Source organism: Burkholderia sp. IDO3, assembly GCF_003366075.1.
Classification (GTDB): Bacteria; Pseudomonadota; Gammaproteobacteria; order Burkholderiales; family Burkholderiaceae; genus Burkholderia; species Burkholderia anthina.
This window is the reverse complement of sequence record NZ_CP028963.1, coordinates 1,109,926-1,125,437: the sequence shown is the minus strand read 5'-3', so window position 1 is coordinate 1,125,437 and position 15,512 is coordinate 1,109,926. Positions and strand designations below refer to the sequence as shown.

The following is a 15,512-nucleotide window of genomic DNA, read 5'->3' as shown; positions in this document are numbered from 1 at the left end:
GCCCGACCGGCTCACGCCGGTCGGGCTTTTCGTTTTCCTGGCGGCCGATGCCGCCCGGCTTACTGGCCGGCGATCGTCATCTGCTCGATCAGCACCGAGCCCGTTTCCTTCGTGCCGCGCACGATCGAATCCGCGCCGATCGCGACGATATGCCGGAACATTTCCTGCAGCGTGCTCGCGACGGTGATTTCCTCGACCGGGTACTGGATCACGCCGTTCTCGACCCAGAAGCCCGCCGCGCCGCGCGAATAGTCGCCGGTCACATAGTTCACGCCCTGCCCCATCAGTTCGGTCAGCAGCAAGCCCGTGCCGAGCTTCTTCAGCATCGCGTCGAAGTCGTCGCCCGGTTGCGTGTTCGCGCTGCGCAGCGCGAGGTTGTGCGAGCCGCCGGCATTGCCGGTGGTCTGCGTGCCGAGCTTGCGTGCGGAATAGGTCGACAGGAAGTAGCCCTCGACGACACCGTCGCTGACCACGCTGCGCGCGCGCGTGCGCACGCCTTCCTCGTCGAACGGTGCGCTGCCCATTGCGCGCGGCACGTGCGGATCCTCGACGACCTGGACGTGCGGCGCGAACACCGGCTTGCCGAGGCTGTCGACGAGGAACGACGTCTTGCGGTACAGCGCGCCGCCGCTCACGGCCTGCACGAATGCACCGAGCAGGCCGGCCGCAAGCGGCGCCTCGAACAGCACGGGCACCTTGCGGGTGTCGAGACGGCGTGCCCCCATCCGGGCGAGCGCACGCTCGGCCGCGTAGCGCCCGACGGCCTCGGGTGCGGCGAGATCGACCGCGCTGCGCTTCGACGAGTACCAGTCGTCGCGCTGCATGTGGCGGCCGCTGCCCGCGATCGGCGCGCACGCGATGTAGTGGCGCGAATACGGGTAGCCGGCGAGAAAGCCGCGCGACGTCGCAAGCACGAACTGCGAATGCTGCGCCGACACGCTCGCGCCTTCCGAGTTGCGGATCTGCGGGCTGACCGCGAACGCGGCGTCTTCCGCGCGGCGGGCGAGCTCGACGGCCTCGTCGGCCGACAGCGCCCACGGGTGATAGAGATCGAGATCGCGCGGATCGGTTTCGAGCAGCTCGGCCTCGGCGAGGCCTGCCGCGTCGTCTTCGGCCGTGAAGCGCGCGATGTTGTATGCGGCGGCAACGGTATCCTTGATCGCGGCCGGCGAAAAATCGGACGTGCTCGCGTTGCCGCGCTTCTTGCCGATGAACACCGTCACGCCGACCATCTTGTCGCGGTTGTGTTCGATCGTCTCCACCTCGCCGCGGCGCACCGACACCGACAGGCCGTCACCTTCGGAGATTTCGGTCGCGGCGTCGCTCGCGCCGAGCGCCTTCGCATGGCGAAGGATGTCCGAGGCAATTTCTTTGAGCTGGTCCTGCGTGTGCGGGAAATAGCGCGCTTGTACGTCGAGATTGGCTGCCATCGTCTTGATATCCGGTGGCGGGCGGGCGCCCGCATGTTCAAAATGTTGCGTATCCCGCGATCATAGCAAGGTCCGGGGCCGGATACCGACAAGCTTCGGGGGTCCGCGCCGCGATACAATGCCGCCCATGACACGCAAAACCCGAATCCAGCCGATCGAGCATGCCGTCGAAGACGACGACAACGGCTACGATCGCCCCAGCAAATCCCAGTTGAAGCGCGAGATGCACGCGCTGCAGGAGCTCGGCCAGGCCCTGGTCGACCTGCCGAAGGACGCGCTCAAGCGCATGCCGATGCCCGAAGATCTCGCGGACGCCGTGCGCGAGGCGCGCCGGATCACCGATCACGAAGGCAAGCGCCGCCAGCTGCAGTACGTCGGCCGCGTGATGCGCTCGCTGACCGACGACGAAACGGCCGCGCTGCGCACCGCGCTCGACGCGCAGCGCGGCGTCAACAAGGCCGCGACGGCCCGCCTGCACTGGATCGAGCGCACGCGCGAACAGCTGCTCGCGAACGACGACGCGCTGACCGAATTCCTCCGCCAGCACCCCGAGGCCGACATCCAGGAAGGCCGTACGCTGATCCGCAACGCGCGCAAGGAAGCGCAGCAAGGCAAGCCGCCGCGCTATTTCCGCGAGCTGTTCCAGTGGATCAAGACCGCGAGCGGCACCGACGAGGCGGACGGCGATGACGCGCCGGACGACGCCGGAGACGACCATGACGACGAAGCGTAACCACCCGGACGAACTCGTGGTCGGCCTCGTGTCGATCAGCGACCGCGCGAGCACCGGCGTCTACGAGGACAAGGGCATTCCCGCGCTGCAGGAATGGCTCGCCGCCGCGCTGACGTCGCCCTGGCGCGCCGAAACCCGGCTGATCCAGGACGACGCTCCGACGATCTCCGCCACGCTGGCCGAACTCGTCGACGTCGCCGGCTGCGATCTCGTGCTGACGACGGGCGGCACCGGCCCCGCGCGCCGCGACGTGACGCCGGAGGCCACGCTGGCCGTGGCGACGAAGGAAATGCCGGGATTCGGCGAACAGATGCGGCAGATCAGCCTGAATTTCGTGCCGACCGCGATCCTGTCACGGCAGGTCGCGGTGATCCGCGAAACGGCCCAGGCCGACCACGCGGCGCTGATCGTCAACCTGCCCGGCCAGCCGAAGTCGATCCGGGAAACGCTCGAAGGATTGCGCGATGCCGACGGCAAGTCGACCGTGCCCGGCATCTTCGCCGCGGTGCCCTATTGCATCGACCTGATCGGCGGCCCGTACATCGAGACCGACGCCGCGGTGGTCGCGGCGTTCCGGCCGAAGAACGCCCGGCGCGCGCCGCGCTGAGCGTGTGCCGGCCCGCTCAGGCGGCCGGCGCGGACTCGCCTGCCGGCGCCGCCGATGCGGCCGGAATCAGGAAATGCTGGCGGTAGTACTTGAGCTCGTCGATCGACTCGTGGATGTCCGCCAGCGCCGTATGCATCGCGCGCTTCTGGAAACCCTTGTAGATCGCGGGCTGCCAGCGGCGGCACAATTCCTTGAGCGTGCTGACGTCGAGGTTGCGGTAGTGGAAGAACCGCTCGAATTCCGGCATCCAGCGCGCCATGAAGCGGCGGTCCTGGCAGATCGAGTTGCCGCACATCGGCGACTTGCCGGGCGACACGTACTGTGCGAGGAACGCCTGCAGCTGCGCGGCGGCTTCCGCCTCGGTCACGGTCGACGCGCGCACGCGATCGATCAGGCCTGAACGGCCGTGCGTCGACTTGTTCCAGTCGTCCATCTTCGCGAGCGTTTCGTCGCTCTGGTGGATCGCGAACACGGGGCCTTCCACGGCGATGTCGAGCGTGGAATTGGTCACGACGACCGCGATTTCGATGATGTGGTCGTTATCCGGGTCGAGGCCCGTCATCTCCATGTCGAGCCAGACGAGGTTCAACTCGTTGCGCACGAGCGCGGGCTGGCTGGCGGAAGCGGCGGTATCGGTCATGAGTCATCCTGGAAAATGGCGGATCGGGCTCGCCGATGCGGCGCCGCCCGGGCGGGCGGCATCGCGTGAGCGGGCCCGGTCCGCAAGAACATATAATTCTCGCATAGAACCCTTTGGCGCCTTCGATGTCACCCTTTTCGTTCACCCTGCTGTTTGCGATCGCCGTGCTCGCGATGGTCGTCACCAAGCTCTGGCTCGCGTCGCGGCAGATCCGCTTCGTCGCCGCGCACCGCAACGGCGTGCCCGCGCGGTTCAGCGCCACCATTGCGCTGAGTGCTCACCAGCGCGCGGCCGACTACACGGTCGAGCGCACCCGGCTCGCGATGTTCGAGATCGTCGTCAGCGCGGCCGTGCTGGTCGGCCTCACGCTGCTCGGCGGCGTCGGCGCGCTCGACACGCTGCTCACCGGCTGGTTCGGTCGTGGCTACGGGCAGCAGGTCGCGCTCGTCGCCGCCGTGCTCGCGATCACGAGCGTGATCGACGTGCCGTTCGAGTACTACCGCCAGTTCGGGATCGAGCAGCGTTTCGGCTTCAACCGGATGACCAAACGGCTGTTCTTCACCGACATGCTGAAAAACACGCTGCTCGGCGCCGTGCTGGGCCTGCCGCTGCTGTTCGTCGTGCTGTGGCTGATGAACCAGGCCGGCAGCCTGTGGTGGCTGTGGACGTGGATCGTCTGGGTCGCGTTCCAGATGCTCGTGCTGCTGATCTACCCGACCTTCATCGCGCCGATCTTCAACAAGTTCGAACCGCTGAAGGACGACGCGCTGCGCGCGCGCATCGAGTCGCTGATGAAGCGTTGCGGCTTCGCGGCGAAGGGCCTGTTCGTGATGGACGGCAGCCGCCGTTCCGCGCACGGCAACGCGTACTTCACCGGCTTCGGCGCATCGAAGCGGATCGTGTTCTTCGACACGCTGCTCGCGCGGCTGTCGGGCCAGGAAATCGAAGCCGTGCTCGCGCACGAACTCGGCCACTTCAAGCGCCGTCACGTGATGAAGCGGATGCTCGTGTCGTTCGTGCTGAGCCTCGTGCTGCTCGCCCTGCTCGGCTGGCTCGCGCAACGCACGTGGTTCTACACCGGTCTCGGCGTCACGCCGTCGCTCGACTCCAGCAACGCGGGCGCCGCGCTCGTGCTGTTCTTCCTCGCGATTCCCGTGTTCCTGTTCTTCGCGACGCCGTTCAGCAGCCTCACGTCGCGCAAGCACGAATTCGAGGCCGACGCGTTCGCGGCCAGCCAGACCGACGCACAGGATCTCGTCAGCGCGCTCGTGAAGCTTTACGAGGACAACGCGTCGACGCTGACGCCCGACCCAGTCTACACGGCCTTCTACTACTCGCATCCGCCCGCCTCGCAGCGGATCGACCGCCTGATGCAGCACGCATGAGCCGGCCGACCTCCCGCAAGCCGGTCCCGCGCGCATCGGACGCGCCGCGCGTCGAAGGCCGCGTGATCGCGGCGCATGGCCGTCACTACATCGTCGCGCCAGACGGCGGCGGCCCGATGCTGCAGTGCTTCCCGCGCGGCAAGAAGAGCGACATCGCGGTCGGCGACTGCGTCGTGTACGAACAGGCATCGGCCGACCAGGGCGTGATCGTCGAGATCGGCGAGCGGCACAACCTGCTGTACCGCTCGGACCAGTTCAAGTCGAAACTCTTCGCGGCCAACCTCGACCAGTTGCTGATCGTGCTCGCGACCGAGCCCTATTTCAGCGAGGACCTGCTCGGCCGCGCGCTGATCGCGGCCGAGGCGAACGAACTGAAGCCGCTCGTCGTGCTGAACAAGATCGACGTCGAAGCCGCCCTGCCGGTCGCCCGCGAGCGTCTCGCACCCTACCGGGCCCTCGGCTACGACGTGCTCGAGCTGTCGGTGAAGGGCTCGCCCGACGATGCGCGCGCGCAGCTGATGCCGCACCTGGCCGGGCATTCGACGATCCTGCTCGGCCAGTCCGGGATGGGCAAGTCGACGCTCGTGAACCTGCTCGTACCCGACGCCGAGGCCGCGACCCGCGAAATCTCGGCCGCGCTCAACAGCGGCCGTCACACGACGACGTTCACGCGCCTCTATCCGCTCGACGGCGGCGGTGCGCTGATCGATTCGCCGGGGTTCCAGGAATTCGGCCTGTATCACCTGACCGAAGGCCGTCTCGAGCGCGCGTTTCCGGAATTCCGCCCGCTGCTCGCGGACTGCCGTTTCTATAATTGCCATCATCTGCACGAGCCCGGCTGCGCGATTCTCGAAGCCGTCGCCGATGGCCGCATCGCGCCGTCGCGGCATGCGCTCTATGCCCAGCTCGTGCACGAGGCAAGCCAGATCGTCCGCTGATCGCGCGGCGGGCAGAAGGCAGCCGGGCCGGTTCGGACCGGCCCTCACCGACAGGAGCCGCGATGCGTTTCAAGGCACCCGATCTCGCGACTGCGCAGCATTGGGCCAATGTCCTGCAGGTGGCCGGCATCGGTTGCGAACTGCATAACTGCTACGCGACCGGCGCGCTCGGCGGCCTGCCCGCCGACGCGTGCGCGCCCGAGCTGTGGCTCGCCGACGAGCGCGACGATGCACTGGCGCGGCGCCTTCTCGATGCCGCGTCGAACGGCCCGTCGGCCGGCGCTGCCCCATGGCGCTGTCGCCAGTGCGGCGAGGCGCTGGAGGCCCAGTTCACGGCCTGCTGGCAATGCGGCGCGGTGCGCGATCCGCGCGACGACTGAATGCGCCGCGCGAATCCACAGCAAAAAGGCCGGCATCAAGCCGGCCTTTTCATTTCATCGGGCGCCGCCCTTGCGCATCACGACACCCAGACGGCAAGCGTCAGCATCAACAGCAGGATCATCCACAGGATCACCGCGCGCCAGACTAGGCCGACGGCCGACTGCAGCGTGCGCGGCGTGCAGTCGTCGCCAACCGTCAGCGGGCCGCTGTCGCCGACTGCGAGCGCGTCGAGACTCGACGGTTCCGCGAGCGGCCCCGCCAGACGTGCGCCGAGCGCACCACTACCGGCCGCAAGCAGCACGCCGTCGTTCGGGTCCGGCCACTGACGCGTGTGGTTGCGCCACGCGTAGATCGCGTCCTCGAAGTTGCCGACGATCGCGAAGCCGAGCGCCGTCAGTCGCGACGGAATCCAGTCGATCACGAAGAACGCGCGCTGCGCGAACGTCGAGAATGCGGCCGTGCGATCGTCGCCCGGCGTCGACCACGTGCGCGCGAGATATTCGGAAATGCGGTACAGCACGGCGCCGGCCGGGCCGAGCGGCAGCACGTACCAGAAGAACACGCCGAACACATGGCGATGCGATGCGACGACCGCATGAATCAGCGTGTGGCGGACGATTTCGCCGACCGGCATGTCGACCGTATCGAGGCCCGTCCACTCGTGCAGGATTTCGCGCGCGCGCGGCACGTCGTCGTTATTGAGCGCGAGATGGATGTCGGTGAAGTAGTGGCTGAACTGACGGAACCCGAGCGTGAAATACACGACGACGACGTTCCAGATGAATGCGAGCACGAAGCTCACCTTGAAAAGCAGGAAATAGATCAGCGCGACGATCAGCACCCACGGCAGCACGACCGCGAGCCACGCGAGAACGCCATGCTTTTGCTTGCCGGCGTCGAGACCATGCGCGACGGTTTCCGCATGAAATTGGAACAGCGCGAACACGGGATTGCTCGGCGACAACGCGCGGACCTGTTCGATGATGAGAGCGAGGAGAACCGAAAAGAAAGTCATGCGTGGCGCCGTCTTCGGAGTTATGTCATTTTTTGCATAACGATAGCACAGCGTAAGCAGCGCATGGCTGCCGGTGCGAACGCCCGGCAGACGGCCGCGTGCGCCGGATGCGGCGGGATGTCATCCGGCTGCCAAGAAGCGGTACAGATTGCGCAACATGCCGGCAGTTGCGCCCCAGATGAAGTAATGCCCGTCGGATTTGCCATTCGGATAGGGCATCGCAAAAAAACGACGCTCGCCGCCTTCCCAGCGGAACACGCGGACCTGATGATTCGCCGGGCCCATCAGGAACGCGAGCGGCACCTCGAAAATCTCGGCGACTTCGAACGTGTCGGCCTGCACGGTAAATGGCGGATGCACGAGTCCCACGACGGGTGTCACGCAAAAGCCGGTGCCCGTCAGGTAGTCGGGCAACGCACCGAGAATCTCGACCCGCTCGGCGGCCAGCCCGATTTCTTCCTTCGCCTCGCGCAACGCGGTCGCGGTCGTGTCGCGATCGAACGGTTCTCGACGGCCGCCGGGGAAACTGATCTGCCCGGCGTGGTCGTTCAGATGGTCCGCGCGCTGCGTGAGCAGCACGGTGAGGCCGGTGTCGCGAACGACGAGCGGCACGAGGACGGCAGCGCTGCGCGGATCGACACCCTCTTGCAGCCGCGCTTCGCCGGGCTCGACGCTCCATTCGAGCGTGCGCGCGAAACGCTCGCGCAAGCCGGCCGGTGTCAGCAGACGGGAATCGATGGAGGGCAGGCCCGCGCCGGTGCCTTCGACCGGCAGGACTTCGGGATCAATGATGGGGCGACGATTCAATGGAGCGCTCGCGTTCGTGTCGTATCGAGCATATTGTCGCGCCAGAATGAAAAAAGCACCCGGGTGGGTGCTTTTTCCTTACAGCTCTTACGCTTGGGAAGCTGCTGCGGTGCGATCCTTCGACACCAGCTTTTCCTTGATCCGAGCCGACTTGCCCGAACGCTCGCGCAGGTAGTACAGCTTCGCACGACGCACATCGCCGCGACGCTTCACGACGATGCTCGCCAGCAGCGGCGAGTAGGTCTGGAACGTACGCTCGACGCCTTCGCCCGACGAGATCTTGCGGACGATGAAGTTCGAGTTCAGGCCACGGTTGCGAATCGCGATCACGACGCCTTCGTATGCCTGAACGCGCTTGCGGTTACCTTCAACCACGTTCACGTTCACGATCACCGTGTCGCCCGGGGCGAATTCGGGGATCGTCTTGCCGGCGAGCGCGCGCTCGATCTCTTCCTGCTCAAGTTTTGCAATCAGATTCATCACTGACTCCTAAAGCCATCATGTCGGCGTTTGCACCCGCCTGCTTCCAGGCTTGGCCCCGATAGAGGATGGATTTACATCAGGCACCGCACACGCATGCACGGTACCGCCATTTCCCGCCTGCGACGCCGCCTCAGGAGGCGTTCTTCGCTTCGCGTGCGAGGTTCGCGAGCCATGCCTCGTCGGCACGGCTCAGCAATTTGCCGCGACGCGCCCGGTCGATCAGATCCGGCCGCTTCTGCAACGTATTCTTCAACGCTTCCTGGCGCCGCCACCGCTCGATCTCGGCGTGATGCCCGCCGAGCAGCACGTCCGGCACGCGCATCCCCTCGTATTCCTCGGGGCGCGTGTAATGCGGACAATCGAGCAGCCCGTCGGCGAAGCTGTCCTGCACGGCCGACTGCGCATCGTTCAGCACACCGGGCAGCAAGCGCACGACGGCATCCATCATCGCCATCGCCGGGAGTTCGCCACCGGACAGAACGAAATCGCCGAGACTGATTTCCTCGTCGACGCAACGATCGAGCAGGCGCTGATCGATCGCCTCGTAGCGACCGCACAGCACGATGACGCCAGGCTCCTGCGCCATTCGCATCGCACGTTCGTGCGTGAAAGGCGCGCCTTGCGGCGACATCATCACCACACGCGTGCTCGCGACACCCTGCTCCGCCTGCGCTGCCTTCGCAGCACCGATCGCAGCTTCGAGCGGCCTGGCCAGCATCACCATGCCCGGACCGCCGCCGTACGGACGATCATCGACCGTGCGGTAGTTGTCCGTCGTGAAATCACGCGGGTTCCAGGTGCGCAGCCCGAAGCGCTCCTGCTTCACGGCCCGGCTGGTGATTCCCCAGTCGGTCAGCGCGCGGAACATTTCGGGAAAGAGCGTGACGACATCGAACTGCACCGCGCTCTCCGTAACCTGGTTCATTTAGTAATCGGCTTCCCAGTCGACGACGATGCGACGTGCCGCCTGATCCACCGTTTTGACGTATACACCGACGAACGGAATCAGCCGTTCGGCGGTGTCCGGCTGACCATCTTTGCCGATCGCCGGATACGCGACGCGCATGATCGAATGCACGCCGTTGTCGATCATCCCGCTCACTGTCCCGAGCGCCACCGATTGCTCGTTGACGACCTCGAGACCGATCAGGTCGACCCAATAGAATTCGTCCGCGGCCAATGCCGGGAAATCCTCCCGGCGCACGAACACGCGAAAGCCGCGCAAAGCCAGTGCGGCATCGCGGTCGCTGACACCCGCGGATTGCGCGACGACCGTGTCGCCGTGCGTCTTCGACTGCAGGATGCGGGCGGACAACCGCTCCCCACCCCGTTCCAGCCACCAGCGGCGCGCATTGAGCAGCGCATCGCCGCCGCGGCCGGCGTCGGCATGCGTCGCCACCTTGACCCAGCCCTTCAGGCCATAGGCGTCGACTACCGCCCCGACCTCGACAGCATCGTCGGGCCAGGCCTGCACCGCCTCCAGGCTGCCCTGCTCGGCAGCCGTACCGGCGTCCGCGACAGCGTCGCGTGCGACCGGCTTGCGGACGAATGCGCCAAACGACGCTCGCCCGCGCTTCGTGTTACCGGAATCGTGACCGGACATCAATGCTCCTTGCAGCCGGCACGACCGGCACACCGCGCCATGTTAGGCAGCCGGTTGCGCCTTTTGCGCTTCCTTCACGAGACGCTGGACGGTCGGCGACAATTGTGCGCCAACGCCTTGCCAGTACGTCAGACGGTCCTGAGCGATACGCAGCGCTTCGCCCTTCGTAGCAACCGGGTTGTAGAAGCCGACGCGCTCGATGAAGCGGCCGTCACGACGGTTACGCGAATCGGTAGCAACGATGTTGTAGAACGGGCGCTTCTTCGAGCCGCCGCGAGCCAGACGGATGATAACCATATGAAATCCTTCGGGAAAACCGGGTTCGAAACTACTGAAACGTGCGATTATAGCCGGAAACTGAAGCCACAACAAACACTTACGCGCAAAAATTCCGCGGACGCCCCGGCCACCGGGCATACAATCGTCGTGTTCACGACGCCTCCCGCAGCCATGCCGCTATTTCGCGCCACGTCGGAGGGCCACCCGCAGCACCGCCTCGCGGGCTTGCTGGCCGGCCTCGTCATCTGTCTCGCGTCCGCTACGGCTTGCGCCGCACCGCCGGTGGACGAGCTTGTCGTGCCGCCCGGCTTTCACGTGGACGTGCTGACCGACGCCGTGCCGACTGCACGCGAGATGGCGTGGTCGCCTCGCGACATCCTGTATGTCGGCACGCAGGAAGGCCGCGTGCACGCGTTCGTGATGCACGAGGGCCGGATCGGCGCCCACTACGTGATCGCGTCGGGGCTCGACATGCCCGTCGGTGTCGCGTATCGCGACGGTGCGCTCTATATATCAGCCGTGTCGCGCATCCTGCGCCTCGACCACATCGACGACCGGCTCTCGAAGCCGCCCGCGCCGGTGGTCGTGACGGACGCGCTGCCGACCGAACATCATCACGGCTGGAAATTCATCGCGTTCGGCCCCGACGGCAAGCTTTATGTGCCGACCGGTGCACCGTGCAACGTGTGCCTCGCCGATCGCAACCGCTACGCGATCATCGCACGGATGAACGCCGACGGCAGCGGGCGCGAGGTATTTGCCCGCGGTGTGCGCAACACGGTCGGCTTCGCGTGGCACCCCGACTCCGGCGAACTTTGGTTCACCGACAACGGGCGCGACATGATGGGCGACGACGTGCCCGACGACAAGCTGAACCGCGCACCGCGCGCGGGCCTCGACTTCGGTTTCCCGTACTGCCACGGCGGCGACACGCCCGACCCCGAATTCGGCAGCCCCGACGTGTGCCGCCGGTACGTGCCGCCCGTGCTGAAGCTCGGCGCGCACGTCGCGGCACTGGGCATGCGCTTCTATACGGGACCGATGTTTCCGGCGTCGTATCGCAATAACGTATTCATTGCCGAGCACGGCTCGTGGAACCGCAGCACGAAAGTCGGCTACCGCGTAATGCGCGCCGTCGTGTCGGCCGACGGCAGTCATGCAAGCCAGACGCCGTTCATCACGGGCTGGCTGCGCGCGAACGGTACGGTGTGGGGCCGCCCGGCCGACGTGCTGCCGCTGCCGGACGGCTCGCTGCTCGTCAGCGACGATTACGCGGGCGCCATCTACCGCATCACCTATGCGTCACCTTGACGCAGGCGAGGGGTGACCGGGTCCGACCGGGCATCGTAGAATGCGTGCCGGGCCGTGCGCCCGCGCCGGCCTGTCGGCCGCCCATGCAACGATCATCCGCCGCCACCCATGTCCAGCAGCACCGCACCGTCCCGCCGCTTCCGCTCCAAGACGCTCACCGCCGCCCTCGCCTTCCTGTTCGGATCGCTCGGCGCGCACCGCTTCTACCTGTATGGCTTTCGCGACGTGTACGGCTGGGCGCACCTGCTCGCGACGATCGTCGGCATTCCCGGCTTCCTGCTGCTCGCTGCCACGCAGCGCAGCGCCGGCCTCGGCTGGTGGCTCGCGGTGCCCGGCGCGATCTCGCTGCTGGCCGCGTTCCTCGCCGCGCTCGTCTACGGGCTGCGCCCCGACGAAAAATGGGATGCGCAATTCAATGCCGACACCGGCAAGCACAGCCGATCCGGCTGGACGGTGATCTTCATCGTGATCTTCTCGCTGCTGATCGGCGCGTTCCTGCTGATGACCGCGCTCGCGCTGTCGTTCCAGACGTATTTCGAGTCGCAAGTCGAAGCAGCCAAGCAGATTTCGCAATAAGCGCCGACGCGCGGGTCAGAACAGGCTCAACTGCGCATCGTCACGCACCTTCGCACCGGTTGTGCCCGCAACGAGGCGCTGCACGGGCGCCACGCCAGCCGGTGCGCCGCGAAACTGCGACAGATCCAGAATGCCGTTCGTGCGTTCGTTCAGCCCGAGCCGCTTGACGGCCTGACGGAAGCGCTGCCGCAACAGGTCGGCCCAGATCCCTTCCCCCTTCATCCGCTTCGAGAAATCCGAGTCGTAGTCCTTCCCGCCGCGCATGTCGCGCACGCGGTTCATGACGCGCTCCGCACGATCGGGGAAATGCGCGGACAGCCAGTTCTTGAACAGCGGCGCAACCTCCCACGGCAGCCGCAGGATGATGTAGCTCGCATGCGTCGCACCGGCATCCGCGCAGGCTTCGAGCACGCGCTCCAGGTCGGGCTCGGTGACGAACGGGATCATCGGCGCAATGCTCACGCCCACCGGCACGCCCGCATCGCGCAGCGCGCGGATCGTCCGCAAGCGACGCGCCGGGGTCGCCGCTCGCGGCTCCAGCGTGCGCGCGAGATCGGCGTCGAGCGTGGTGATCGTGACCGCAGCCATCACCTGTCCGCGCGCGGCCATCGGCGCGAGCAGATCGAGATCGCGCTCGATCAGCGACGACTTCGTGATCGCGGCGAACGGCAGCCCGTGATCGTGCATCACCTGGATCACGCTGCGCGTGATGCGCAGGTCGCGCTCGACCGGCTGGTAGGCATCGGTGTTCACGCCGAGCGCGATGGGTTCGGGCACGTAGCGCTTGCGCGATATCTCGCGTTCGAGCAGTTCGGCTGCATTGACCTTCGCATAGATGCGGCTCTCGAAATCGAGCCCCGGCGATAAACCGAGATAGCTGTGCGTCGGCCGCGCGAAGCAGTAGATGCAACCGTGCTCGCAGCCGCGATACGGATTGAGCGACACGCTGAACGGAATGTCCGGCGACTGGTTGTGCGTCAGAATGCTCTTGGCGCGCTCCTCGAACACCTGCGTGCGCAGCGGCGCGGCCAGATCGGCATCGTCCGATTCGTGGATCCAGCCGTCGTCCACCGTTTCGCGCAGCGCCGTTTCGTAACGGCCCTGCAGGTTGTCGACCGCACCACGCCCCTTGCGGGGCGCGGGCGGTGCTATCGGAAATTCGTTGTCGGACAGACCGTCCATGCGCTCACCCATTCGCCTGCACCCAATACTGTATATTTATACAGTATTGGGTGCAGCGTGCCAAGGGTGCGATATGGGGACCGACAGGCAGCCCGATGCCGGGCCGCCGCAGCGGTCATTCGCCGACTGAAATCGTCAGCGTCTCCTTGATTTCCTCCATTACGACATAGCTCTTCGACTGCACCGCGCCGGGCAATTGCAGCAGGATGTCGCCGAGCAGCTTGCGATAGTCGGCCATCTCGCCGATCCGCGCCTTGATCAGGTAGTCGAAATCGCCCGACACGAGATGGCACTCGAGCACCTCGTCGATCTTCATCACTTCGCGGCGAAACTGCTCGAACATGTTGCCGCCCTTGTGGCCGAGCGTGATCTCGACGAATACCAGCAGCGCCGCGCCGAGCTGGCCCGGATCGACGCGTGCGTGATAGCCGGTGATGACGCCGTCCCGCTCCATGCGCCGCACGCGTTCGATGCACGGCGTCACGGTCAGTCCGACCTGTTCCGCGAGGTCCTTCATCGCCATCCGGCCGTCGTTCTGAAGCAGTTTCAGGATGCGCCGGTCGAGCTTGTCGAGGGAGCGTACTGGCTGGCGTTGCGTTCTCATTTGTTTCTGCTGAAAACCTGAAAAATACGATAACAAAACCTACACATTCGACAATACCATAGCTCAAAAAACTAGATCAGCTAGAGGTTACACGGAGCCGCGGGTGCGCCCGGCCTCGACCTGATCCCATCCATCTGGAGCAGCTATGCGAGTCGTCATTCTGGGCAGCGGTGTGGTCGGCGTGGCAAGCGCGTATTACCTCGCGCGCGCCGGTCATGAAGTCACGGTGATCGACCGGGAGGCCGGCCCGGCGCTCGAGACGAGCTTCGCGAACGCGGGCCAGATCTCGCCGGGCTATGCCGCGCCATGGGCCGCTCCCGGCGTGCCGTTGAAGGCTGTCAAATGGATGTTCGAGAAGCATGCACCGCTCGCGATCCGCCTCGACGGCACGCGCTTCCAGCTGCAGTGGATGTGGCAGATGCTGCGCAACTGCACGGCCGAGCGCTATGCGGTCAACAAGGGCCGCATGGTCCGCCTCGCCGAATACAGCCGCGATTGCCTGCAGGCGCTGCGCGCCGACACCGGCATCCAGTACGAAGGGCGCACGGGCGGCACGCTGCAGCTGTTCCGCACGCAGCAGCAACTCGACGGCGCCGCGAAGGACATCGCGGTGCTGCAGGAAGCGAACGTGCCGTTCGAACTGCTGTCGCCGGCCGAACTGAAGAACGCCGAACCGGCGCTCGCCGCCGTGTCGCACAAGCTGACGGGCGGCCTGCGCCTGCCGGGCGACGAAACGGGTGACTGCCAGCTGTTCACGACGCGCCTCGCGGCGCTCGCCGAATCGCTCGGCGTGAAGTTCCGCTACAACACGCCGATCGACGCACTCGCGATTGCCGGCGGCAAGATTGCCGGCGTGCAGTGCGGCAGCGAGACGGTGCGCGCGGATGCGTATGTCGTAGCGCTCGGCTCGTATTCGACCAGCTTCATCTCGAACCTGATGAAGATCCCGGTCTATCCGCTCAAGGGTTATTCGATCACCGCGCCGATCGTCAACGAAGCGGCCGCGCCCGTGTCGACGGTGCTCGACGAAACCTACAAGATCGCGATCACGCGTTTCGACCAACGCATCCGCGTCGGCGGCATGGCGGAAATCGTCGGCTTCGACAAGAACCTGCGCGCAGCACGTCGCGAAACGCTCGAAATGTGCGTGAACGACCTGTTCCCGGGCGGCGGCGATACGTCGAACGCGACGTTCTGGACGGGCCTGCGCCCGATGACGCCGGACGGCACGCCGATCGTCGGCCGCACGCCGGTATCGAACCTGTTCCTGAACACCGGCCATGGCACGCTCGGCTGGACGATGTCATGCGGTTCGGGCCAGTTGCTGGCCGACCTGATCTCGGGCAAGAAGCCGGCGATCCAGGCCGACGACCTGTCGGTACACCGCTACCTGAAGGACCTGGCCGGCCAGACGCGTCCGGCATACGCGTAAGTCCAGACGGCTCGCCGCCATGCCGCGGCCGGCCGGCATCGAAAGGAAAGGTGCCCCGCGGGGCACCTTTTTCGCTTCGGTGAACGGGCAGCCGGATCGGAACCGG

Annotated in this window: 18 protein-coding genes; 8 read left to right on the top strand and 10 right to left on the bottom strand. The window is 66.1% G+C overall.

Translation table 11 applies throughout. The features are described from left to right. Positions 1-59 precede the first annotated feature (59 nt). Positions 60-1,430, bottom strand: coding sequence for a metalloprotease PmbA (gene pmbA / locus DCN14_RS19770; RefSeq protein ID WP_096507565.1), 1,371 nt, complete (start codon positions 1,428-1,430; stop codon positions 60-62). A 127-nt stretch (positions 1,431-1,557) separates the two neighbouring features. On the opposite strand from pmbA, the gene yjgA reads away from it, so the two are divergent. Next, positions 1,558-2,163 carry a ribosome biogenesis factor YjgA gene (gene yjgA / locus DCN14_RS19765; RefSeq protein WP_275405004.1) on the top strand — a complete coding sequence of 202 codons (606 nt, stop codon included), beginning with the start codon at positions 1,558-1,560 and terminating at the stop codon, positions 2,161-2,163. Continuing rightward, the gene (gene mog, locus DCN14_RS19760) at positions 2,147-2,770 is read left to right on the top strand and encodes a molybdopterin adenylyltransferase (RefSeq protein WP_096507567.1); all 624 of its coding nucleotides are present in this window, start codon (positions 2,147-2,149) and stop codon (positions 2,768-2,770) included. The genes yjgA and mog overlap by 17 nt, the downstream gene beginning before the upstream one ends. A 16-nt stretch (positions 2,771-2,786) precedes the next feature. On the opposite strand, the gene orn is transcribed toward mog, so the two are convergent. Next, complete coding sequence (gene orn / locus DCN14_RS19755; RefSeq protein ID WP_096507568.1) at positions 2,787-3,410, bottom strand: oligoribonuclease; 624 nt, start codon at positions 3,408-3,410, stop codon at positions 2,787-2,789. A gap of 125 nt (positions 3,411-3,535) precedes the next feature. On the opposite strand from orn, the gene DCN14_RS19750 reads away from it, so the two are divergent. The 3 genes from DCN14_RS19750 to DCN14_RS19740 all read left to right on the top strand — a co-directional run bounded on the left by DCN14_RS19750 (position 3,536) and on the right by DCN14_RS19740 (position 6,113). Next, positions 3,536-4,795 (top strand): M48 family metallopeptidase, encoded by a 1,260-nt coding sequence (locus DCN14_RS19750; protein ID WP_096507591.1) that lies wholly within the window; start codon positions 3,536-3,538, stop codon positions 4,793-4,795. Continuing rightward, positions 4,792-5,733 (top strand): ribosome small subunit-dependent GTPase A, encoded by a 942-nt coding sequence (rsgA, locus tag DCN14_RS19745; protein WP_096507569.1) that lies wholly within the window; start codon positions 4,792-4,794, stop codon positions 5,731-5,733. Before DCN14_RS19750 ends, rsgA begins: the two co-directional genes overlap by 4 nt. Positions 5,734-5,795: 62 nt before the next feature. Beyond that, the gene (locus DCN14_RS19740) at positions 5,796-6,113 is read left to right on the top strand and encodes a hypothetical protein (protein WP_096507570.1); all 318 of its coding nucleotides are present in this window, start codon (positions 5,796-5,798) and stop codon (positions 6,111-6,113) included. Between the two features lie 77 nt (positions 6,114-6,190). Here the strand turns inward: DCN14_RS19740 and DCN14_RS19735 are convergent, their stop codons facing one another. The 6 genes from DCN14_RS19735 to rpsP all read right to left on the bottom strand — a co-directional run bounded on the left by DCN14_RS19735 (position 6,191) and on the right by rpsP (position 10,319). Further along, positions 6,191-7,129, bottom strand: a complete 939-nt coding sequence (locus tag DCN14_RS19735) for a CobD/CbiB family protein (protein WP_096507571.1) — start codon at positions 7,127-7,129, stop codon at positions 6,191-6,193. Positions 7,130-7,249: 120 nt separating this feature from the next. Next, complete coding sequence (locus DCN14_RS19730; RefSeq protein ID WP_096507572.1) at positions 7,250-7,936, bottom strand: CoA pyrophosphatase; 687 nt, start codon at positions 7,934-7,936, stop codon at positions 7,250-7,252. 87 nt (positions 7,937-8,023) lie between these two features. After that, positions 8,024-8,416 carry a 50S ribosomal protein L19 gene (rplS, locus tag DCN14_RS19725; RefSeq protein ID WP_096507573.1) on the bottom strand — a complete coding sequence of 131 codons (393 nt, stop codon included), beginning with the start codon at positions 8,414-8,416 and terminating at the stop codon, positions 8,024-8,026. A 133-nt stretch (positions 8,417-8,549) separates the two neighbouring features. Further along, positions 8,550-9,344 (bottom strand): tRNA (guanosine(37)-N1)-methyltransferase TrmD, encoded by a 795-nt coding sequence (gene trmD, locus DCN14_RS19720; RefSeq protein WP_096507574.1) that lies wholly within the window; start codon positions 9,342-9,344, stop codon positions 8,550-8,552. Then, positions 9,345-10,022: a ribosome maturation factor RimM gene (gene rimM, locus DCN14_RS19715; RefSeq protein ID WP_096507575.1), complete on the bottom strand. Its 678-nt coding sequence runs from the start codon at positions 10,020-10,022 to the stop codon at positions 9,345-9,347. A gap of 42 nt (positions 10,023-10,064) precedes the next feature. Further along, positions 10,065-10,319: a 30S ribosomal protein S16 gene (rpsP, locus tag DCN14_RS19710; RefSeq protein ID WP_006400702.1), complete on the bottom strand. Its 255-nt coding sequence runs from the start codon at positions 10,317-10,319 to the stop codon at positions 10,065-10,067. 153 nt (positions 10,320-10,472) lie between these two features. On the opposite strand from rpsP, the gene DCN14_RS19705 reads away from it, so the two are divergent. Together DCN14_RS19705 and DCN14_RS19700 are read left to right on the top strand one after the other, a co-directional pair. Continuing rightward, on the top strand, positions 10,473-11,612 hold the full coding sequence (locus tag DCN14_RS19705; RefSeq protein ID WP_096507576.1) for a PQQ-dependent sugar dehydrogenase: 1,140 nt from the start codon (positions 10,473-10,475) through the stop codon (positions 11,610-11,612). Positions 11,613-11,720: 108 nt separating this feature from the next. Further along, the gene (locus DCN14_RS19700; RefSeq protein WP_096507577.1) at positions 11,721-12,188 is read left to right on the top strand and encodes a TM2 domain-containing protein; all 468 of its coding nucleotides are present in this window, start codon (positions 11,721-11,723) and stop codon (positions 12,186-12,188) included. 15 nt (positions 12,189-12,203) lie between these two features. Here DCN14_RS19700 and DCN14_RS19695 read toward each other — a convergent pair whose 3' ends face one another. Next, complete coding sequence (locus DCN14_RS19695; RefSeq protein ID WP_096507578.1) at positions 12,204-13,382, bottom strand: PA0069 family radical SAM protein; 1,179 nt, start codon at positions 13,380-13,382, stop codon at positions 12,204-12,206. A gap of 103 nt (positions 13,383-13,485) precedes the next feature. Beyond that, the gene (locus DCN14_RS19690) at positions 13,486-13,974 is read right to left on the bottom strand and encodes an Lrp/AsnC ligand binding domain-containing protein (RefSeq protein ID WP_096507579.1); all 489 of its coding nucleotides are present in this window, start codon (positions 13,972-13,974) and stop codon (positions 13,486-13,488) included. A gap of 145 nt (positions 13,975-14,119) precedes the next feature. Here DCN14_RS19690 and DCN14_RS19685 point away from each other — a divergent pair, with 145 nt between their 5' ends. Further along, a complete protein-coding gene (locus tag DCN14_RS19685) occupies positions 14,120-15,406 on the top strand; it encodes a D-amino acid dehydrogenase (protein WP_096507580.1) in 1,287 nt (428 codons plus the stop codon). Positions 15,407-15,512: the final 106 nt, after the last annotated feature.